The sequence below is a fragment of the Streptomyces sp. RG80 genome (assembly GCF_040446465.1).
GTDB lineage: Bacteria > Actinomycetota > Actinomycetes > Streptomycetales > Streptomycetaceae > Streptomyces.
Genome location: NZ_JBEAAJ010000006.1, coordinates 87,686 through 107,171, shown reverse-complemented (window position 1 = coordinate 107,171; position 19,486 = coordinate 87,686). Strand labels below are relative to the sequence as shown.

Below are 19,486 nucleotides of genomic sequence, written 5' to 3'. Positions count from 1 at the left end.
GGCTACTCGTCGAACGGTTTGTCGCTCCACCGGAACCAGGCCCGGTCACCGTCGATGTGCAGCAGGAACTCCGGGACCGGGCCGTCCGGCGAGGTCAGCGACACGCGTCGGCGCACCTCGTCGTAGGCCCGTTCCCACTCCTCGAACTCCTCCCCGTCCACCAGGGCGAGTTCGCGGACGAACAGCTCCCGCAGGGGCTCGAAGGCGGGCGTGGCGTTGAAGCGGCCCGACAACCAGGGGAAGTCGGCGTCGTCGATCAGGATCTGCCCGATCGGTTCCTCACCGCCGTACAAGCGCCAGACCTGGCCCTCGAACCCGCCCATACCGCCCCCGTCCCCGGTGCCGTCCCCGGTGCCGACTGTCGTGGACACCTTGCCATCCGGCACCGACAACGGGGCGGCCGCGCCTACCGCACGCCCGCGGGGAGGTGGAAGTTGACCCTCTCCCGGGTGACCGGGTAGCCGACCTTGGCGAAGTGCGCGGCCATGGGGAGGTTGCCCTGGTCCGTCGAGGCGACGATGCGGTCGGCGCCCTGAGCGACGAGGAAGTGTGTGCACTCGGTCAGCAGGTCGTAGGCGTATCCGTGGCCGCGCTGTTCGGGCACGACGCCGATGAAGCCGATGATCGGGGCCTGGTGGTTGCGTGCCGGGATGTGGATCCCGACCAGGTCCCCGTCCGGGGTCCGCGCGACCTGCCACCACTCGCGCGGGGACGGACACCAGTGGAAGAAGTCGAGCTCTTCCTGCGCGGCCCGGTCGACTCCGCCCTCGGCGACGGCCTTGAGCGAGTGGGCGTCGAGGGTGACGGAGTGGATGCGGCGCAGCGCGTCCAGGAACACCGCGTCGTCGGGTTCGGGGCCGAAGACCAGGCGTCCGGGCCGCTCGGGGACCCCGCATTCAGGGGTCCAGCGGTAGTTGAAGCGCTCGACCAGGAGCTCGTACCCGGCCGATCGCGCGGCGGCGAAACGAGCTTCGACGGCCTCGCGTGCCGCCGGGTCCGTTCGCCATCCGGCCGGAAGGCTGAAGTCGATGTCGACGTTCCAGGGCGCCGAGCGCAGGAGTTCGGCGGCCGCCTCCGTCTCGCCGTCGGCCATGTCGAGCCGGTCGACGCAGAGCGGCTCGGTGTCGTCGGGGCCGCCCCACCAGGCGGCGCGGGCGACGATCCGGCCGTCGCGCAGCGCCACCCGCTGCCAGTCGGGGCGGTGCCGGGTCAGCGGGTGCGCGGCGCGTACGCCGAGCGGGTCGGGCAGGGAGTCGAACTCGTGGGCGGTGCTGTCGTCGAGCTGGCGGATGACCAGTGCGGTCATGGATTCCTCCGGGATGCGTACTGCGTGGAGCGCTCCCGGGAAGCTCAGAGACGCACGCCGGGCGCGACGGGACGGGAGCGCTGGATGTCGGTGAACTGCACGGCACTCGCCTCCTTCCGTCGGTCTCGGGGCGTGACGTGCACACGCTAGAGGAGCCCGTGGGCGTGCGTCCAGCGCATTTCCTCGGCGTGCGGCGCGCACCGGGTCGGAGGACCGTAGAGGCGTGGGAAAGGCGCAGGTCACACGTGATCGCCGGGACCGGGGCGGCTGGCTGCAGGGGGCGCCGCCACCCGGCTGGGTGCGGGTGCTGCCGCCCGCCCTGCTCGCGGGAGTGTGCGCAGCGACCCTCGCCAGCCCCGATCCCCTCGACATCGGCTTCCTGCTGGGCGCCATCCCGCCGCTGGCCGTGCTGTCCTACGGACCCGGGGCGACCGCACTCCTGGGCGGCCTCGTGGTGACTGTGCTGGTCGTCCCGGCGTTCCGGCTCAACGATCCCGGCACCACCGATCTGCTGACGGTCTCCTTCGTCGCCACGCTGAGCGTGCTGGTGTCCTTCGTACGCAGCCACCGGGACGCCCAGCTGGTCACCGAGCGGGCGGTCGCCGAGGCCGCCCAACGTGCCGTGGTGCCCCCGTTGCCGGCGCGGGTGGGACCGGTGGGCTGCGTGGGCCTGTACCGGGCGGCGCAGCGCGGGACGCTCGTGGGCGGGGACTTCTTCGACGTGCGCCGGGGTCCGTTCGGTGTCCGCGCGGTGATGGGGGACGTACAGGGGCACGGACTGTCGGCCGTCGCGACGGTCGCCTCGCTGCTGGGGGCGTTCCGGGAGGCGGTGCTGGACGAGCCGGACCCGGAGTCGGTGGCGGCGCGGCTCGACCGCAGGCTGGTGGTGGACTCCGCGGACGTGCCGCACGCCGAACTGTTCGCCACGGCCGTGGTCCTGGAGTTCTCCGCCGACGCGCGTGCGGTGCGGATCGTGGTGTGCGGGCATCCGGCGCCGCTGCTGCTGCGCGACGGCCGGGTCAGGGAGCTTGCGGTGACGGCGGGGGTGCCGTTGGGCCTGGGGCTGTCCGGGGCCGGTCCGCCGGAGGGGGTGACGGTGCCGCTGCGGGCGGGTGACCGGCTCTTCCTCGCGTCCGACGGGGTCTCCGAGGCGCGAGGTGCGGACGGTGCCTTCTATCCGCTGCCCGACCGGCTCCCCGGCTTCGCCGACGCCGAGCCGACGGACCTGGTGGAGCGGGTGTGGCGCGACCTGACCGGACACTGCGGGACGGTCCTGGACGATGTCACGATGCTCGTCCTCAGCCCTGTCTGACCCGTTCCCGCTCCCCCTCGGTACTGGCCTGTCCCTGCTCGCCCTCCGCGTCGATGTGCGGCAGGATCCGGTCCAGCCACCTCGGGGTCCACCAGGCGTGCCGGCCCAGCAGGGTCATGACGGCCGGGACCATGAGCAGCCGTACGACGGTCGCGTCGATCAACACGCTCACGGCGAGGCCCAGTCCGAGCATCTTGACCACGATGTTGTCGCTGACGATGAACGCCGCGAAGACGCTCACCATGATCAGCGCCGCGCAGGTGATGACCCGTGCGGTGATCTCCAGCGCGTGGGCGACCGACGCCTTGGCGTCCCCGGTGCGCAACCACGCCTCGTGCACCCGGGACAGCAGGAAGATCTCGTAGTCCATGCTCAGCCCGAAGATGATCGCGAACATCATCATCGGGACGTAGCTCTCGATGGGCACGGTGCCGGAGACCCCGAGCGCGGGACCGCCCCAGCCCCACTGGAAGACGGCGACGACGACCCCGTAGGAGGCGGCGATGGAGAGCACGTTGAGGACGGCCGCCTTGATCGCGACGAGCAGGCCGCGGAAGACGGCGAGGATGATGAGGAAGGCCAGGGCGACCACCACGCCGATGATCAGGGGCAGCCGGCTGGAGACGATGTCGCGGAAGTCGACCTGGGCCGCCGTGGTGCCGGTGACGTAGCCCTGGGCGTCGGTGCCGGAGACCGCGGCGGGCAGGGTGTCGTCCACCAGGCGGTTGGTGAGGTCGGTGGTGTCGGCGCTCTGCGGGGAGGTCTTCGAGTAGACGGTGCCGATGAGGACGTCGCCGTCCTGGGTGGGCGTCAGCGGGGTGACGGCGGCCGCGCCCGAGACGCCTTCGAGGGTCTTCTGGGCCTGTGAGCTGAGGGCGGAGCGCCCGGAGTCCGGTACGGAGGTCTGGTCGATGACGACGGTGAGCGGGCCGTTGGAGCCCGGTCCGAACGCGTCGGTCATCAGGTCGTAGGCGCGCCGGTCGGTGAAGGACGTGGGGTCGGCGCCGTCGCCGATGTGGCCGAGCTGGATGGAGAACACGGGGATGGCGAGGACCGCGACGGTCACGATGCCCGCGGCCAGATAGCGCAGGGGGTGGTGTTCGACGCGCAGCGCGTAGCGGTGCCAGGTGCCGTGCGGCTCCGCTCCCTCCTCGGCGTCGGTCTCGGCGACGGGGCGGCGGACCCGCCAGCGGTCGACACGGGTGCCGATCAGTCCGAGGAGGGCCGGGACCAGGGTGAGGGCGCCGAGTACGGCGGAGACGACCGTCACTGCGGCCGCGAGCCCGAGTTTGCCGATGAAGGACACCCCGGAGGCGGACAGGCCCGCGAGCGCGATGATGACCGTGCAGCCGGAGACCAGTACGGCGCGGCCGCTGGTGGCGGTGGCCCGGCCCGCGGCGGTGACCGGGTCGGCGCCGTTCATGAGGTTCTGCCGGTGCCGGGTGATCAGGAACAGCGCGTAGTCGATACCGACGCCGAGTCCGATCATCGTGGCCAGCGTCGGTGAGACGGTGGCGAAGGTGAACGCGGCGGCGAGCAGTCCGAGGCAGGCGAGCCCACCGATCACACTGATCAACGCGGTCACCAGGGGCAGGCCGGCGGCGATCACGCTGCCGAAGCCGACGAGCAGGACGACGATCGCGACCGCGAATCCGATCAACTCGCTCACCCGGTCGTCGGCGGCGGGCCGCGCCAGCTCACCGAGCGGTCCGCCGTACTCCACGTCCGCGCCGGCCGCCCTGAGCGGCTGGACGGCGTCGTCCACGCCGGGCAGGTAGTCGTCGCCGAGGGTGGAGGGCTGCACATCGAAGCGCACGGTGATGTACGCGGTCTTCGCGTCGGAGGACAACGGACCGACGGCCGACGCGGTGGCGGTCAGGGGGTTCTGGACGGCCAGCACGTGAGGGAGCTTCTGGAGGTCGCCGACCGTCGTCGACATCGGGGAGTCCAGCGAGGTCAGCGCCTTCTGCCCGTCGTGCACGACGATCTGGCTGCTGTAGCCGCCGGCCGCCGGATCGTGCTTCTTCAGCACGTCCAGGCCCTGTTGGGACTGCACGTCCGGCAGGGAGAAGTTGTCCTCGTACTCCCCGCCGACGGACCTGTCCAGCACTTGGAGGGCGACCAGGGCGACGAGCCACGACACGATGACGATCACGAAGTGACGGGCGCACCACTGCCCCAGCCGCCGCAGTGTCCCGGTGGCGGCGGTCCCCCCGTCCCCCGCGGTTCCTCGGGTGGATGACATGGGCCTGGACCTTTGTTCGGTACCCCCATTACACGCCCGGCGGATCACCTCGGCATCCCAGCGGCGGGCTCTCCGGATGCACACGGCGCTCCCGGGGTGAATGGTGATATCGGATCCGCTGAACGAACCGAGGAGCAGAGATCATGCCGACGTCACAGCCCGACGCGTCCGGGCCCGCCGAGGACCGCGCCACCCCGGACGCCCTGCTCCACACCCGCACCGGCACCGAGGTGTCCCCCGAGGACATGGTGCTCGCCGCGGGCAGGGACCTGACCCCCCGCAACCTGGAATGGGCCCGGCGCAAGCTGGCGGCCGAGGGCCCCGCCGCCATGGAGAAGCTGCTGCCCTAGCCCCGCGGAACCCCGGGCCCGGTGCCGGCCGGGCCCGTCGTCCCGGCATGTCGTCGTCGAGGCAGGCGCCCCTGGTGGGTCTGCCGGGCCTGCCACTGCGGGCCCGTCAGGCCGGCGCGTGGCCCCTCACTCCGGCGCGTCCTCCTCCAGGCACAGCACCGGCACCCGTTGGACCAGGTTGACGGCGAAGCCGCCCCGGTTCCAGGGCTGTTGCAGCGGCTGGGTGTGTCCCTCGGCGTCGGTGGCCCGGGCGCTGAGCACATGTTCGCCGGGCGTCGCCGTCCAGGTCAGACGCCACCGGCGCCATGCCCAGCGGTGCCCGCCGTCCGGCTCCAGCGCGGCCTCCTGCCAGGTGCGCCCGCCGTCCGTGCTCACCTCGGCCCGGGTCACCGGCGCCCGCCCGGACCAGGCGCGCCCCTCCAGCCGGACGGGGCCGGGCCGCACGACCCGGGTCCGTGACATGAAGTCCGGGAAGCCCGGCGGCACCAGCAGGGCACGCGGTGCGATGCGGGTGACGGGTTCCCCCGGGTCCTCGGGGCGTTTCCGCAGGCGATAGGCGACGGCTTGCTGGAACCCGGTGAACGGCGCGTCGACGACCGCGATGTCGCGCAGCCACTTCACGTGCGCCATGCCGTACCAGCCGGGCACGACCAGCCGCAGCGGACGGCCGTGCTGCGGCGGCAGCGGGGCGCCGTTCATCGCGTACGCCACCAGCACCTCGGGTTCGTGGCCCGTGGCCGCGTCGACGGACAGGGAGCGCTGGTAGTCCTGTTCCACCCCGCGTTCCACGCCGTGGTCGGCGCCGGTGAAGACGACGTCGACGGCGCCGGGCTCGACTCCGGCCTCCGCGAGGAGCAGCCGCAGCGGTACGCCCGTCCACTCGGCGGTGCCGACCGCCTCGACGAGCCAGGGCTGGCTCACCGGCCGGGGTGTCAGCAGGGCCCGGCCGTTGCCCGCGCACTCCAGCGTCACCCGGGTGGTGACCTGGGGGTACGCCCGCAGGTCGGCCAGGTCCAGACGCAGGGGGCGGCGGACGTGGCCGCCCACCGTGAGCTGCCAGGTCGTGTCGTCGGGAACGTAGGGGATGTCGTAGTGCGTGAGCACGTAGTGCAGGCCCGGCGGGGTGAGGTCGTGGCGCAGGGCCTCCAGCGGCAGACCGTGGTTGCGGGTGGCGAGGGCGAGTTCGTCCGGGCCGATGCCCTCGTCGGGGGCGGCCAGCCGGGCGGGTGCGCTCGCGTCACCGATTCGATGACCCATGGCACCAGTGTCGCGCCGCGAGCCAACCCTTGCACGGTGTCTGCCGGTTCACCCTTTCGAACCGGGCCCTCGGACTGTCAGACTGCGGAGGGTGCCCGACTTCGACATGCTCGTCATCGGATCCGGTCCGGGTGGCCAGAAGGCCGCCATCGCCGCGGCCAAGCTGGGCCGCCGAGCGGCCGTCATCGACCGCCCCGACATGGTCGGCGGGGTCTCCATCCACACCGGCACCATCCCCTCCAAGACCCTGCGCGAGGCGGTGCTGTACCTGACCGGTCTCACCCAGCGCGATCTGTACGGCCAGAGTTACCGGCTCAAGGACGACATCACCGTCGGGGACCTGACCGCCCGCACCCAGCACGTGGTGTCTCGCGAGGTCGACGTCATCCGCAGCCAGCTCTCCCGCAACCACATCGCCCTCTACGCCGGAACCGGCCGCTTCGTCGACCCCCACACCGTCGCCCTGCGCGAGGTGACCGGTCATGAACGGCTGCTCAGCGCCGAGCACATCGTCATCGCCACCGGGACCCGTCCCGCGCGGCCGGACAGTGTGGAGTTCGACCAGCGCACGATCATGGACTCGGACAACGTCCTCGCCCTGGAACGGGTTCCGCGGTCCATGGTCATCGTCGGCGCCGGGGTCATCGGCATGGAGTACGCGTCCATGTTCGCCGCGCTCGGCAGCAAGGTCACCGTGGTGGAGAAGCGGGCCGGGATGCTCGACATGTGCGACATCGAGGTGATCGAGTCGCTCAAGTACCATCTGCGGGATCTCGCCGTGACCTTCCGGTTCGGGGAGACGGTGGCCGCTGTCGAGAGCCACCCCCGGGGCACGCTGACGATCCTGGAGAGCGGCAAGAAGATCCCCGCCGACGCCGTGATGTACTCGGCGGGCCGACAGGGTCTCACCGACGACCTCGACCTCGACAAGGCGGGCCTGTCGGCGGACCGGCGGGGCCGGATCACGGTCGACGAGCACTATCGCACCGAGGTGCCGCACATCTACGCCGTCGGCGACGTCATCGGCTTCCCCGCCCTGGCCGCCACCTCGATGGAACAAGGACGTTCGGCGGCCTACCACGCCTTCGGGGAGCCCGTCGGGCGGATGCACCAGCTCCAGCCGATCGGCATCTACACCATCCCCGAGATCAGCTTCGTGGGGCGGACGGAGGACCAACTCACCGAGGACAGCGTGCCGTTCGAGGTGGGGATCTCCCGTTACCGCGAACTGGCCCGCGGGCAGATCATCGGCGACTCGCACGGCATGCTGAAACTGCTGGTCTCCCCCGCCGACCGCACCCTGCTCGGCGTGCACTGCTTCGGCACCGGCGCCACCGAGCTGATCCACATCGGTCAGTCGGTGATGGGCTGCGGCGGCACGGTCGACTATCTGGTCGACGCGGTCTTCAACTACCCGACGCTCGCGGAGTCCTACAAGGTCGCCGCCCTGGACGCCACGAACAAACTCCGCCAGATCGACCGCATCGGCGACTGAGGAGCCCGGTGCTCAGACGCCCTCGTCGGGCACCTCCTGGGCGAGCCGCTCGTCGAGGCTCTCGCCGTCGTGCTGCTCGGCGGCGGTGGTGCCGTGCTTGGTGACGCCGAGCGGCCGCTCCGGGGGCGAGTAGCCCTTGTCCAGGGTGTCGTCGTAGGTCCGTTCGTCGAGCGCGTTCTCGGGGTCCAGGGGCGCGGCGTCCTCCTGTTCCTCGTTCGTTCCCGTGGGCTGGTAGGCGTCGTCGCCCCACTGGGCTTCCGTTCCCATGGCAGGCCTCCCGTGTCGCTCGGGTTCTCCTCGCTGTCCCGACCCGCGTTTCCCGTCCGACGGCTTTCACTCCCGAAGCCGCGACAAAGCCCCTGACCTGCGGCGGAGTTGGATGCGGGAGATTACCCTCCGGTCAATCTTGAAAGGAGATCCGGTAGGGCTATCATCACTCGCACACACGGTGTGACCGTCTGCCGACTCTTTGCTGAACGGTGTCCGCCGCCCCCCATGTGCCGCCCCTGACCGAGGCCATCCCTCTTCCGTCCGAGGCGGGTCCACCCCCCACCCCCTACGCCGTCAGGAACCTGGTCGTCCTCGCGTCGTGCACGACGGAAAGCAGCTTCAGCATGAGCAACAGCAGGGGCAGAGGGCTGCAAGCCAATGCCCTCGGTACGTTCGACACAGTGGTGATGGCGGTCGCGGGCAGCGCCCCGGCCTACTCGATCGCCGCGACCACCGCCGTCCTGGTCGGCGCGGTGGGCCTCGCCAGCCCGGCCGCGCTCCTGTACTGCGCGATCCCGATGCTGGGGATCGCGCTGGCGTTCAGCTATCTCAGCCGTATCGACGTGAACGCCGGCGCCAGTTACTCGTGGGTGGGGCGCACGCTCCATCCCTTTCTCGGCTTCCTGAGCGGCTGGGCGCTGGTGGTGTCGGCGACCATCTTCATGGTGGCCGGTTCGCTGCCCGCCGGATCGATGACGCTCGCGCTGTTCGACGAGGGCCTCGCCGACGACACCGCGCTGTCCACGCTGGTCGGCGCGGCCTGGTTCGTGATCATGCTGCTGGTGGTGCTCGGCGGCGCCCGGCTCACCGTCCGCGCCCAGCTGCTGATGTCCGGCGTCGAGCTCGCGATATTGGCTCTCTTCGCGGTCCTGGCCTTCTTCCACACCGACAACGCCCGTGCCTTCGACTGGTCCTGGTTCGGTTTCGGCCAGTTCGACGGCATGGCCGGGTTCGCCTCCGGCGCGCTGATCGCCGCGTTCTACTACTGGGGCTGGGACGTGACCAGCAACCTCAGCGAGGAGACCCGCAACAGCCGTCGTACGACCGGACTCGCGGGCCTGATCGGGGTCGGCATCGTCTTCCTGCTGTTCGAGGTGTTCACCATCGCGGTGAACGTCGTGCTCTCCTCGACTCAGGTCCGGGAGAACGAGGCCAACGTCCTTGCGGTGCTGGGCGAGGAGATCTGGCCGGGCTGGGGCGGCAAGCTGCTGATCGTCGCGGTGATGCTGTCCACCATCGCCACCCTGGAGACCACGCTCATCCAGGTCACGCGCTCGCTGTTCGCGATGGGCCGCGACCGTACGATGCCGTCCGCGCTGGGCAAGGTGCACCGTGAGTGGAACACGCCCTGGGTCGCCATCTCCGTGGTCGGCGGCGTGGCGCTGGTGATGTTCGTCGCCTCCAACGCCCTTGGCTCGGTGGGCGACATCCTCTCCGACGCGATCTCGGCGATCGGTCTCCAGATCGCCGTCTACTACGGTCTGGCGGGCCTCGCGGCCGTCGTCGCCTACCGCAAGATGCTGCTGAAGTCGGCGGCCAACTTCGTCTTCGGCGGGCTGTGGCCGCTGCTGGGCTCCCTGTTCATGTTCTGGGTCTTCGTCGAGTCGCTCGGCGAACTCAGCTCCGCGGCGGTCACGATCGGCGTCGGCGGGCTCGCCGTGGGGCTGGTCCCGATGCTCTGGTACTGGCGCAAGGGCAGCGACTACTACCGTCCCGCCAAGCTGGACGCCACCCACACGGTCGAGGCGGACTACGTCCCCGACGGGGCCGTGCCCACACAGTCCCGTGTCCACGAAGGTCTCCCGACCGACTTCTGAGGGGTGTGGCGATGGTGCGGGACCGCTTCGCTCCCGACTTCGACCCCGACTGCGGGGACGTCCCCCTCACCACGGCCCGTCAGGACATCGTCATCGGGCGCTGGCAGGGACTGCGGGAACTGCTGCGGGCGACCGGCCCCGACTGGTCGGTCCGCGGGCACCGGGTCCGGCTGCTCGCTCAGGCCTGCGCGAGCAGTTCGACGGCGGAGTCCTGGCTGGCCGCCGAACCGCACAGTGCCGACGCGCTGGTGCTGCGGGCGGCGACGGAGACGGCCCGGGCGTTCAATCTGGCGATCACCGCGGGCCGCGGGGTGCCGATCGACCCCCACCGCGTCGACACCGCGGTGATGGCGAGCCTCCAGGCCGCCGAGGTCTGCCCGGACGACCCCACGCCGTGGATCTCCCTGATCTCCGTGGCCCGGCTGTACCCGGCGGGCGTACGAAGACAGGAACTGGCGCGCTGGTGGGACGAGTTGCACCAGCGCGACCCGTACAGCGTGGAGGGTCACCTCCAGGTGCTGCACTACTACTCGTCCCGCTGGCACGGCACCCACGGACTGATGTACGACTTCGCCCGCGACGCGGCCGGAGTGGCGCCGCCGGGCTGCGCGCTGCCGGTGCTTGTGCAGTACGCCCGGGTCGAGGAGTACCGGTTCGCGCTGGACGCGGCCCACGGGCGGCAGTCCGCGGTGGGCCTCGCCCAGCACTGGAGCAACGACGGCGCCGCCAGCGACGTACGCCGCACCTGGCAGCGCTGGATCAGCGGCCGTCCCCAGGGCGAGGTCGCCCCGGCCGAGCTGCGCGACCTCAACTACCTGGCGCACGCGGCCTGTCACGCGGGTCTGCCGGACATCGCGGGCCCGCTGTTCCGGATGCTGGGGCGGCGGGCGACGCGGACGCCCTGGTCGTACACCGGGGATCCGGACAAGCAGATCGCCAAGTGGCGCAAGGAGGTGGGGCTGCGCGGCTGACGGCGACCTCACGACGATGTGTGTTCAGCGGCCCGGCGGTCGGTCAGGGCGTGGCGGTCGGGCCGTCCGGGCGGCTGTGGCGCTGCTCCACCATCTCGCGGGTGAGTTCCGCCGTCTCCGCTTCCGGCAGCCGCTCGAAGCCGTCCTCGGTGATGACCGAGACGATCGGGAAGATCCGGCGGTTGATGTCCGGGCCGCCGGTCGCGGAGTCGTCCTCCGCCGCGTCGTACAGGGCCTGGAGCGCGGCGAGCGCGGCGTCGCGCCGGGTCATGCCCCGGTGGAACAGCTTCTTCAACGCGCCCCGGGCATAGGGCGATCCGGAGCCCTCGGCGTGGAAGTCCGTCTTCTCGTACAGGCCGCCGGCGACGTCGAAGCTGAAGATGCGTCCCTGCTCGCCGTCGTCGGCGGTGTGGTCGTAGCCGGTGAGGAGGGGGACGACGGCGAGGCCCTGCATGGCCTGGCCGAGGTTCTGCCGGATCATGCCCGCCAGGCGCCGGGCCTTGGCGTTGAGGGTCATCGGTGTGCCCTCGATCTTCTCGAAGTGCGTGAGCTCGACCTGGTACAGCTTGACCATGTCCAGGGCGAGACCGACGGTGCCCGCGAAGGCGACGGCGGTGTGGTCGTCGGCCGGGTGCACCTTCTCCAGGTCGCGCTGGGCGATGAGGTTGCCCATGGTGGCCCGGCGGTCGCCGGCGATCAGGACGCCGTCGCGGTAGGTGAGGGCCAGCACGGTGGTGCCGTGCGGAAACTGGTCGGGGGCGGCGCGCACACCGTCCGGGAAGGGTCTGCGGGTGGGCAGCAGGGCGGGTCGGTGGGCGGTGAGGAACTCGGTGAAGGACGACGTCCCGGGAGTGAAGAACTCCTCCCCCAGCCGTCCGCCTTGCTCGCTCTCCGTCATGGGCGCTCCCCCTCGTCTCCCCGGGCCGACAACCGAGTCCTACCTGAAGGAGCCGGGCGGGAAACACCCAGCGGCGGCCACAACTCACCTGCCGGGCACACTCGTTGCGCTCACAGCGCCTTGCTTCGGATCAGCACGGTGAGCACCACCAGGCCCGGCACCAGCGGCAGCCACACCGTCAGGAGCCGGTAGCCGAGTACGGCGGAGGCGGCCGCGGCGCCCGGGGCGCCGGAGGCGGTGAGGGCGAGGGCCAGGGCGGCGTCGAGGGAGCCGAGGCCGCCGGGGGTGGGCAGCAGGGCGGCGGCGCTGCTGGCGGCGAGGTAGAGCAGGGCCACCCGGGCCGGCGACAGGGGCAGGGCGACGGCCTGGCCGACGGCGATCAGGACGAGGGCGTGCAGGACGGCGAAGACCAGCGAACCGCCCCACAGGGCGGCGGCCCGGGACGGGTTGGCGTGTACGGCCCTGAAGTCGGCGACCACGGCCGCCAGCGCACGCCGGCACCGCGACCAGGCCGGCACCACGGCCAGGCATACGACGACGACGGCCCCGGCGGCGAGGATCCCGGCGGAGAGCCGCGGGAACCGCAGCACGCCCGGGCAGGCCAACGCGAGCACCACGATCAGGGCGGCCCTGACGACCACGGCGGCGGCGCCCTTGACGGCGAGGGCGCTCGCGGCGCGGCCGGCGGGAAGTCCGCAGCGCATCAGGAAGCGGAGGTTGACCGCGCCCGCGCCGAGTCCGGCGGGCAGCAGATGGTTGGCGGCACAGGCGGCGAACTGCGCGGCCACCAGCCGCCCTTGGGGCAGGCGCCGGACGACCGCGCCCTGCTGGGCCAGGGCCGCGCAGATCCAGGTCGCCGCGGCGGCCGTACCGCCCACCAGCAGCCAGCCCTGGTCGGCGACGGCGAGCCGCACGGCACCGCGCTCGAGCACCGGCCAGTGCCGGTGGGCGAGACAGGCCGCGCCCACCAGGACGACGACGGTGAGCGCGCTGTGCCAGTAGACGTGTCGGCGACCGGGGGCGACCAGGACCTGCTCGGGCGTCATACGCCTCAGCCCTCCCCGGCCGGCCCGATGCGCACGTCCATCCCGTCGCCCACGTCGAGCCGGTACGGCCTCCAGGTGCGCGCGTACCCGGCCGGACGGCCGTCCTCCGCGACGAGGTACGCGACCGGGATCCGGCGGGCGGTCTCCTTGATCTGCGCCGGGGTGGAGTTGGCGTTGGGTCCGTTGACCGCCGCCGAGGAGCAGCCGGCGTAGAAGGCGATGGGGAGCGCCTCGTGCCCGGTGAGCAGACACGGGGCCCGCACGCCCAGGCGGTGCAGTTCGTCGGCGGCGTGCTGCCAGGCGAGCCGGTCGGCGGTACTGCGCGTGACGGTGCGGTCGAGGACGTTGTACTGCACGGCCAGGTGCCCGGCCAGTCCGATCGCGACCAGGGTCGTGGCCAGCGGCCGCCATCCGCCGCCCGGCCGGGTGACCAGGTGGAGCAGCCCGTCGGCGATCGGGATGGCCGCCAGCGCGTAGGCCGGGAGCAGGAAGCGGGGCGCGGCGTAGCCGATGAGGAACAGGTACGGGAAGGCCGCCGAGGCGGCGCAGACCAGCGGGACGACAGTGCGCTCGGCACGCCCGGCGCGGACGGCGACCATGAGGCCGAGGGCGATGAGCAGCGGCAGGAGGTACCACCACGCGGTGATCGCGGGGTTGGGCATCGAGCCGGTGCACGGCCGGCACAGGGTGCGTCCGACGAGGCTGCGCATCTGGTCGTCGACGGCCCAGTTCCAGCCGAGTCCGCCCTGGATCGCGGAGCCGTCGTGCAGCCGCTGGGCCAGACCGCCGTAGTTGACGTACGCCTCGATCACCCACTGGGCGGCGCCGAGGGCGAGTCCCGCGAGGAGGGCGGCGAGCAGGCGCACGCGGCGTGTCGCCAGCGCGAGGACGAGGAGGGGCACCGTCACCCAGACGGCGTCGGTGGGCCGCATCAGCGCCATGAGGGCGGCGCCGGCGACGACGCCCCACGCCCGTTCCTTCAGGAAGCAGGCCACGACGACCAGGGCGCCGATCGCCACCCAGTAGTTGGGCATGGCCTGTGGGCCGTAGTAGAGCGTCACCCACAGTGAGGCGAAGAGCGCTCCGGCGCCCGCGAGGACCCGGGCCGGGAAGAGGCCGCGCCAGATGCGCAGGGCGAGGTAGAGGCCGATGCCCGACAGGACGGCGAGATAGACGCGCAGCAGCGGGGTGGAGGTGGACCAGGAGGCGATGGGCGCCGCCAGGAACGAGATGCCCCGGGCGCGGGGGGCGCTGAAGAAGGAGGCGGGCGCCTGTTCGCCGACCTGGCTGACGTATACGCTCTCGTCCCAGCCGAGGCCCATTCCGGGGCGTACGAGCAGCAGTTGCGCGAGGACGAAGACGCCGGCGACGGCGGCGAGCAGGGCGTCACCGCGCCGGTGCCGCATCGTGCGGGGCACGCTCGCCTTGTCGTGTCGTCGTACTCCGACGAGCAGGGCGTTTGTGCCGTGCGCCATCGTCCACCCCTTACCCCTACGCAGCGCAGGGTTCCTAGGACCCCACGAGCATGAACTGGGGAAACGGATAAAACACGGACAAACTAACCCGCGTTCGATGGTTACGCAGCGCGAAGTTCGGCCAGGTGCCTGATTTTTTTCGTCCGATAATCGGCGCAACCGTGGATCAGTCGTGCGGGAACGAGTGGTGTTCGTGGGCGACGAGCCAGCGGCCGTTCTGTTTGCGCAGGCCGAACGTCAGGCGTAGGCGCAGGTCAGGGTGTTGGGCGAGCTCCTGTGGGGTGGCGCAGCGCAGCAGGGCGTGGGCGTAGGCGACCTCGGAGCCGGCGGTGACGTCGAGGGACTCGATGTCGAAGCAGGCGCCCTGGGCCTGCCAGGCGAAGAACGGCGGCCAGGCGGCGCTGTAGGCGGCCAGTCCGTGGATGCCGTGGTGGGGTGGCGGCACGTCGTACATGACGATGTCCTCGGCGTGGTCGGCGAGTACACCGTCGAGGTCGCCGCGGTGGACGGCGTCGGCCCAGTCGGTGATGAGGGCCCGGATCTGTGTGGCGTCGTCGGGCACGATGGCGGCTCCCTCCTGTGTCCCCTCGCCATCCTCCCCGCCGGTCCGGGTCCCCGCCCGACGACGGGGTGACACACTCTGCGTGTGCCGCTGACACTCGACGACCTGCTCCTGCGCGCCCGGGCCCTGGTCCACGACGACCGCCGCGCGATCCTCGGTATCGCGGGCAGCCCCGGCGCGGGCAAGACGACGCTCGCCGAGGTCCTGGTACGGGAGCTGAACGCGGGCGGGGAGCCCTGGGTCGCGCACGTCCCCATGGACGGCTTCCACCTCGCCGACATGGAACTGGAACGCCTCGGCCTGGGGGACCGCAAGGGCGCGCCCAGCACCTTCGACGCGGCCGGATACGCGGCGCTGCTGCGGCGGTTGCGCGCGGAGGAGGACGACGACATCGTGTACGCGCCCGGCTTCGAGCGGGTGCTGGAGCAGCCGATCGCGGGCGCTCTGCCGGTACCGCCGACGGCCCGGCTGGTGGTGACCGAGGGCAACTACCTGCTGCTGGACACGGGCGCGTGGGCGCGGGTGCGGCGGCAGCTGGACGAGGTGTGGTTCTGCGAGCTGGAGGAGGCCGAGCGGATCCGCCGACTGGTGGCCCGGCACGAGCGGTTCGGCAAGGGGCACGACGAGGCGGTGGCGTGGGTGACGCGCTCGGATCAGCGCAACGCCGCGCTGGTCGCCGCGACCCGGGACCGGGCGGACCTGGTCGTCCCCACCCGGACCCTGGAGCGCCGTCAGACGGCGTCGTAGGCCTGCCTCGCCCGCTCGACCTCGTCGAGGTGGCCGGCGGACCATTCGGCGAGGTGCGCGAAGAGCGGGGCGAGACTGCGGCCCAGCTCGCTGATCTCGTACTCGACCCGGGGCGGGACCTCGGGGTAATACGTGCGCACCACCAGACCGTCACGCTCCAGTTGGCGCAGCCGCTGGGTGAGCACCTTCGGTGTGATCCTCGTGATCCGCCGCTCCAGCTCGACGAACCGCTGCCGGCCGTGGGCGTGCAGGCTCCACAGGATCGGCGTGGTCCACCGGCTGAACACGATGTCCACCACCGGGCCTATGGGACAGGCGAGTTGGGGGTCGGTGGTCGCCGCCTGGGCCTCCATGCGCATCCCTCCGGGATAGCCACTTTCCTCTGGGTACCTACTATATCCACGGTGTTAGCGTCCCTTCGTCGGCAACAAGGCCGGTTTCACAAGGGAGTTACGCATGATCGTGGTGACGGGGGCGACAGGGAACGTCGGCCGGGAGCTCGTTCGCACGCTGGCCGGATCAGGCACCGAGGTGGTCGCGACATCCCGGCAGATCACGTCCGCCGACGTGCCGGAGGGGGTACGACACCGACCGGCGGACCTGGTCGACGCGGAGAGCCTGCGGACCGTGTTCGACGGCGCGGACGCACTGTTCCTTCAGAACGGCGGTCCCAGCGCCCATCTGCTCGACGTCCCGCACCTCTTGGACGTCGCCAAGGCCGGCGGGATCGAGCAGGTCGTCCTGCTGTCGTCACAGGGGGTCGCGACCCGCCCGGACTCGGTCTCGCACGGCGTCGTCGGCCACACCATCGAGGAGGCCGTACGGCGGTCGGGCCTGGACTGGACGCTCCTGCGGCCGGGCGGCTTCCACTCCAACGCCTTCGCCTGGGCCGGGTCCGTCCGCGAACGACGCACCGTCGCCGCGCCGTTCGGGGATGTCGGACTGCCCACGGTCGACCCGGCCGACATCGCGGCGGTGGCCGCGGTGACCCTGCGCTCACGCGAACACACCGGACAGATCTACGAGTTGACCGGCCCCGCCCGCGTCACGCCCCGTCAGCAGTCGGCGGACCTCGCCGAGGCTCTGGGCGAGCCGATCGAGTTCGTCGAGTGGAGCCGGGACGAGGCCCGTGCGCAGATGCTGGCGTTCATGCCCGAGCCCGTGGTGGACACCACCCTCGCCATCCTGGGCTCCCCCACCCCCGCCGAACAGCGCGTCAGCCCCGACGTCGAGCGCGTCACCGGCCGGCCGGCGGGCACGTTCGCCGGATGGGCGGCACGGCACGCGGAGCTGTTCCGGTAAGAAGGACCGCATGGGGTTGGACATCACCGTGCTCGCCGTCGACTGGGAGCGGCTGGCGGCGACGCCGTTCGACGAGCGGCTGGGGCTGCTCGAGGACGCGTCGCTGCCCGAGGAGGAACTGGACCGGGACGCGGAACCCCGCTGCGGCTGGGTGTTCCCGGCGGCGGCGAACGTGCCGTGGTGCGGGCGGTACGAGTTCCACAGCACCACCGGCTCGTACAAGCCGCACTTCTGGGCGGGGCAGGCCTGGGAGGACGTACGGGACCACGCCGATCCGGTGCTGCGGGAGCACCTGGACGGGTTTCTCGGCCCGCTGCTCCAGGACGAGGACGCCACGGGCCTCTTCCCGGCCGACCCCGACCCCTGGCGCCCGAAGCTGCTCCTGGTCTGTCCCCCGCCGGCCGTGTCCGCGCTGGCTCGGCGCTGGGCGCGCGCCGAACCGCTGCTGGAGAGCCTGCGCGAGCCGTACGCCGTGCACGCCGCGTGTCCTGGGCGGTGGATCGAGGACTTCGACGAGTTCTCGGTGCTGCTGCGCGAATGGGCGGTGGTGGTGGGCGAGGCCGAGCGGCGCGGGTGGGGGCTGCTCGGCCTGCCCCTGTGACTCAGGCGTGCAGCGTCAGCTCCGGTTCGCCGTGAGCGTCCCCCGCCACGTCACCGATCACGGCGGTGAACGCCTCGGTGCGGACGGTCAGGCCCTCGGGCCCGTCCGCGAAGTCCGCCGTGAGCGCGTCGCCGGAGCCGTAACGCACCGCGAAGACATGCAGCCCCTCGGGGGCGTCCGGTACCGGGTCGGCCTTCAGGGCCGTCGAGGAGACCAGGTGGCGCCAGCCCAGGTCGGGGTTGCCGTAGCCGCGGGGGTCCTCGGCGAGGGCGAAGGCGGCCTGCTCCTGGGTGGCCTCGGAGCGGGCGTCGAAGTGGTCGACGCCCTCCGCCTGCGGATGGGTCAGCCGGAGTCGGCCGACGGAGCCGACCTCGGCGTGCGAGGTCCGCAGCACCCGGTCGCCGTCGTCGGTGGCGTACGGCATCCCGGCGAGCAGGTACGGCGTGCCGGGGAGGCGTTCCACGGCGACCGTCACCCACAGGCTCGTGCCGTCGGTGACGTAGAGGGACCGTACGTGCCGCAGGACGTGGTCGCGGCCGACCACGGGCTTGGTGACGAGTTTGGCCGTCAGTCCGTCCGCGCGGACGTCACGGACGCGGACCTCGCCCATCGGACGGCAGAACAGGAAGCCGTCGACGACCGGGCCGTGGCCGTGCTGGCGGTCGACGGCGGCGGGCAGATAGTAGGTGCCGCCCGCCTCGACCACCGCCGGGGTCATATGGCCGTCGAAGGCCACCGACACGGTCCCGGAACGGAGTTGGTGACGGACAGGTGCGTCTGAGGGCGTCCGGTGCCAGCGCGTCGGGTCCTGGATCTGCCAGACCAGCATCCACGCGAAGTGCCCGTCGACCCCGCCGTCCTCCTTCACCGCGTGCCGGGCCCACCGGCTGTCGCCGCGGTAGCGGCCCAGGTCGGAGCCGATACGGGCGCCGAAGTAGCGCAGGCCCAGGACCGACTCGAAGGCGGAGTGCTGCTCGCTGTAGCGGGGGCCGCCATTGTCGAAGCCGCCGTTCGTCAGCCGGGCGTCGATGTAGCGGGCCAGCGCCTCGCCGTCCTCGGCGAAGACCTCCTCGCCGCTGACCCGGTGGGCCTGGGCGAGGAAGGACAGAGAGATCGGGCCGTAGTTGTTGTCGTAGGCGCCGCCGTGCTCGGGCGGCAGCAGGGCGCCCCGGTCGTGGACCCGGTGGGCGCGGATCTCGTCGGCGTACAGCTCCAGCGCGCGGCCGCGGACCGACTCCCGTTCGGGAGAGGGCAGATGGCTCGCCAGCATCAGCCCGCCCACGACACAGCCGATCGCCTGGTTGCCCGCCTCCTGCGGGTTGAAGAACGTCGCCTCGGTCAGCCAGCGCCAGTACCCGCGCGCCACCTCGATCAGCTCGACGCGCTGCCGGTCGTCGACCAGCCCGTCCGCCGCGTCCAGCACGTTGACCGCCTGGAGCAGCGCCCACACCGTGCTGGGCCAGTCCCCGATGGGGTGCGCACCCGCCGCCAGGGTGTAACGGGCGTACGGCAGACCGGAGTTGCGTACCCGCAGGTTGGGGTAGCCGGGGTTGTCCTCGACGTACACCCGCTCGCCCAGATGGAAGGCGAGGCTGCGCCGGACCGCGTCGGGGAGCCTCGGGTCCTTGGTGCGCTGCCAGGCGAGGGCGAGGAGCGAGGTGATGCCGAGCGAGGTGTCGCCGATGTCGTCGACGCAGTCGGGGTGTTCGAGGTTGCCCTCGGGCGTGAGGCGTGCGAGGGCCTGCTCGACGACGTCGGCGAGGACGGCGTCGTAGGCCTCCGGGGTGTCCGGCAGGTCGTGCAGCGGCCCGAGCTGGCGTGGGAGGTGCAAG

General features: G+C 71.9%; 18 protein-coding genes and 1 pseudogene. 8 read left to right on the top strand and 11 right to left on the bottom strand.

Annotation, left to right across the window (positions count from 1 at the left end):
* Positions 1 to 2: 2 nt before the first annotated feature.
* Both ABKA17_RS21280 and ABKA17_RS21275 read right to left on the bottom strand, forming a co-directional pair.
* Complete coding sequence (locus tag ABKA17_RS21280; RefSeq protein WP_353694222.1) at positions 3 to 323, bottom strand: hypothetical protein; 321 nt, start codon at positions 321 to 323, stop codon at positions 3 to 5.
* Positions 324 to 406: 83 nt separating this feature from the next.
* Complete coding sequence (locus ABKA17_RS21275) at positions 407 to 1,306, bottom strand: GNAT family N-acetyltransferase (protein ID WP_353693736.1); 900 nt, start codon at positions 1,304 to 1,306, stop codon at positions 407 to 409.
* Positions 1,307 to 1,529: 223 nt separating this feature from the next.
* Between ABKA17_RS21275 and ABKA17_RS21270 the strand changes: the two genes are divergently transcribed.
* On the top strand, positions 1,530 to 2,618 hold the full coding sequence (locus ABKA17_RS21270; protein ID WP_353693735.1) for a PP2C family protein-serine/threonine phosphatase: 1,089 nt from the start codon (positions 1,530 to 1,532) through the stop codon (positions 2,616 to 2,618).
* Here ABKA17_RS21270 and ABKA17_RS21265 read toward each other — a convergent pair.
* Positions 2,605 to 4,863, bottom strand: a complete 2,259-nt coding sequence (locus tag ABKA17_RS21265) for an MMPL family transporter (RefSeq protein ID WP_353693734.1) — start codon at positions 4,861 to 4,863, stop codon at positions 2,605 to 2,607. The two genes, ABKA17_RS21270 and ABKA17_RS21265, sit on opposite strands and share 14 nt — an antisense overlap.
* Positions 4,864 to 5,006: 143 nt before the next feature.
* Between ABKA17_RS21265 and ABKA17_RS21260 the strand changes: the two genes are divergently transcribed.
* Positions 5,007 to 5,213: a hypothetical protein gene (locus ABKA17_RS21260; RefSeq protein ID WP_353693733.1), complete on the top strand. Its 207-nt coding sequence runs from the start codon at positions 5,007 to 5,009 to the stop codon at positions 5,211 to 5,213.
* Positions 5,214 to 5,339: 126 nt separating this feature from the next.
* Here the strand turns inward: ABKA17_RS21260 and ABKA17_RS21255 are convergent, their stop codons facing one another.
* Entirely contained in the window at positions 5,340 to 6,470 is a 1,131-nt protein-coding gene (locus ABKA17_RS21255) for a sulfite oxidase (RefSeq protein ID WP_353693732.1), read from the bottom strand.
* A gap of 91 nt (positions 6,471 to 6,561) precedes the next feature.
* Between ABKA17_RS21255 and sthA the strand changes: the two genes are divergently transcribed.
* Complete coding sequence (gene sthA / locus ABKA17_RS21250) at positions 6,562 to 7,965, top strand: Si-specific NAD(P)(+) transhydrogenase (protein WP_353693731.1); 1,404 nt, start codon at positions 6,562 to 6,564, stop codon at positions 7,963 to 7,965.
* A gap of 24 nt (positions 7,966 to 7,989) precedes the next feature.
* Here sthA and ABKA17_RS21245 read toward each other — a convergent pair.
* A pseudogene (locus ABKA17_RS21245) lies at positions 7,990 to 8,232 on the bottom strand (DUF5709 domain-containing protein); the annotation flags it as partial.
* Positions 8,233 to 8,579: 347 nt separating this feature from the next.
* Here ABKA17_RS21245 and ABKA17_RS21240 point away from each other — a divergent pair.
* Both ABKA17_RS21240 and ABKA17_RS21235 read left to right on the top strand, forming a co-directional pair.
* Positions 8,580 to 10,052, top strand: coding sequence for an APC family permease (locus ABKA17_RS21240; RefSeq protein WP_353693730.1), 1,473 nt, complete (start codon positions 8,580 to 8,582; stop codon positions 10,050 to 10,052).
* An 11-nt stretch (positions 10,053 to 10,063) separates the two neighbouring features.
* Positions 10,064 to 11,023, top strand: coding sequence for a hypothetical protein (locus ABKA17_RS21235; protein WP_353693729.1), 960 nt, complete (start codon positions 10,064 to 10,066; stop codon positions 11,021 to 11,023).
* 43 nt (positions 11,024 to 11,066) lie between these two features.
* Here the strand turns inward: ABKA17_RS21235 and prcB are convergent, their stop codons facing one another.
* The 4 genes from prcB to ABKA17_RS21215 all read right to left on the bottom strand — a co-directional run bounded on the left by prcB (position 11,067) and on the right by ABKA17_RS21215 (position 15,004).
* Entirely contained in the window at positions 11,067 to 11,921 is an 855-nt protein-coding gene (prcB, locus tag ABKA17_RS21230) for a proteasome subunit beta (protein ID WP_353693728.1), read from the bottom strand.
* 110 nt (positions 11,922 to 12,031) lie between these two features.
* On the bottom strand, positions 12,032 to 12,967 hold the full coding sequence (locus tag ABKA17_RS21225) for a lysylphosphatidylglycerol synthase domain-containing protein (protein WP_353693727.1): 936 nt from the start codon (positions 12,965 to 12,967) through the stop codon (positions 12,032 to 12,034).
* A gap of 5 nt (positions 12,968 to 12,972) precedes the next feature.
* Positions 12,973 to 14,442 (bottom strand): hypothetical protein, encoded by a 1,470-nt coding sequence (locus tag ABKA17_RS21220; protein ID WP_353693726.1) that lies wholly within the window; start codon positions 14,440 to 14,442, stop codon positions 12,973 to 12,975.
* A gap of 166 nt (positions 14,443 to 14,608) precedes the next feature.
* Complete coding sequence (locus tag ABKA17_RS21215) at positions 14,609 to 15,004, bottom strand: YybH family protein (protein WP_353693725.1); 396 nt, start codon at positions 15,002 to 15,004, stop codon at positions 14,609 to 14,611.
* Positions 15,005 to 15,088: 84 nt separating this feature from the next.
* Between ABKA17_RS21215 and ABKA17_RS21210 the strand changes: the two genes are divergently transcribed.
* A complete protein-coding gene (locus tag ABKA17_RS21210; RefSeq protein ID WP_353693724.1) occupies positions 15,089 to 15,751 on the top strand; it encodes a nucleoside/nucleotide kinase family protein in 663 nt (220 codons plus the stop codon).
* Here ABKA17_RS21210 and ABKA17_RS21205 read toward each other — a convergent pair.
* A complete protein-coding gene (locus ABKA17_RS21205) occupies positions 15,736 to 16,110 on the bottom strand; it encodes a winged helix-turn-helix transcriptional regulator (RefSeq protein ID WP_353693723.1) in 375 nt (124 codons plus the stop codon). The genes ABKA17_RS21210 and ABKA17_RS21205 overlap by 16 nt on opposite strands.
* Positions 16,111 to 16,207: 97 nt before the next feature.
* Here ABKA17_RS21205 and ABKA17_RS21200 point away from each other — a divergent pair, with 97 nt between their 5' ends.
* Positions 16,208 to 17,053, top strand: coding sequence for an NAD(P)H-binding protein (locus tag ABKA17_RS21200; RefSeq protein ID WP_353693722.1), 846 nt, complete (start codon positions 16,208 to 16,210; stop codon positions 17,051 to 17,053).
* Positions 17,054 to 17,063: 10 nt separating this feature from the next.
* A complete protein-coding gene (locus ABKA17_RS21195) occupies positions 17,064 to 17,654 on the top strand; it encodes a hypothetical protein (protein ID WP_353693721.1) in 591 nt (196 codons plus the stop codon).
* A gap of 1 nt (position 17,655) precedes the next feature.
* On the opposite strand, the gene ABKA17_RS21190 is transcribed toward ABKA17_RS21195, so the two are convergent.
* The gene (locus ABKA17_RS21190; protein WP_353693720.1) at positions 17,656 to 19,485 is read right to left on the bottom strand and encodes a hypothetical protein; all 1,830 of its coding nucleotides are present in this window, start codon (positions 19,483 to 19,485) and stop codon (positions 17,656 to 17,658) included.
* Position 19,486 lies beyond the last annotated feature (1 nt).

What these genes read in the sequence shown, in the direction of transcription:
- prcB (WP_353693728.1), bottom strand. Translation starts at nt 11,921, where the DNA reads ATGACGGAGAGCGAGCAAGGCGGACGGCTGGGGGAGGAGTTCTTCACT.
- ABKA17_RS21200 (WP_353693722.1), top strand. Translation starts at nt 16,208, where the DNA reads ATGATCGTGGTGACGGGGGCGACAGGGAACGTCGGCCGGGAGCTCGTT.
- ABKA17_RS21225 (WP_353693727.1), bottom strand. Translation starts at nt 12,967, where the DNA reads ATGACGCCCGAGCAGGTCCTGGTCGCCCCCGGTCGCCGACACGTCTAC.
- ABKA17_RS21220 (WP_353693726.1), bottom strand. Translation starts at nt 14,442, where the DNA reads ATGGCGCACGGCACAAACGCCCTGCTCGTCGGAGTACGACGACACGAC.
- ABKA17_RS21205 (WP_353693723.1), bottom strand. Translation starts at nt 16,110, where the DNA reads ATGCGCATGGAGGCCCAGGCGGCGACCACCGACCCCCAACTCGCCTGT.
- ABKA17_RS21235 (WP_353693729.1), top strand. Translation starts at nt 10,064, where the DNA reads ATGGTGCGGGACCGCTTCGCTCCCGACTTCGACCCCGACTGCGGGGAC.
- ABKA17_RS21275 (WP_353693736.1), bottom strand. Translation starts at nt 1,306, where the DNA reads ATGACCGCACTGGTCATCCGCCAGCTCGACGACAGCACCGCCCACGAG.
- ABKA17_RS21260 (WP_353693733.1), top strand. Translation starts at nt 5,007, where the DNA reads ATGCCGACGTCACAGCCCGACGCGTCCGGGCCCGCCGAGGACCGCGCC.
- ABKA17_RS21265 (WP_353693734.1), bottom strand. Translation starts at nt 4,863, where the DNA reads ATGTCATCCACCCGAGGAACCGCGGGGGACGGGGGGACCGCCGCCACC.
- ABKA17_RS21255 (WP_353693732.1), bottom strand. Translation starts at nt 6,470, where the DNA reads ATGGGTCATCGAATCGGTGACGCGAGCGCACCCGCCCGGCTGGCCGCC.
- ABKA17_RS21240 (WP_353693730.1), top strand. Translation starts at nt 8,580, where the DNA reads ATGAGCAACAGCAGGGGCAGAGGGCTGCAAGCCAATGCCCTCGGTACG.
- ABKA17_RS21280 (WP_353694222.1), bottom strand. Translation starts at nt 323, where the DNA reads ATGGGCGGGTTCGAGGGCCAGGTCTGGCGCTTGTACGGCGGTGAGGAA.
- ABKA17_RS21195 (WP_353693721.1), top strand. Translation starts at nt 17,064, where the DNA reads ATGGGGTTGGACATCACCGTGCTCGCCGTCGACTGGGAGCGGCTGGCG.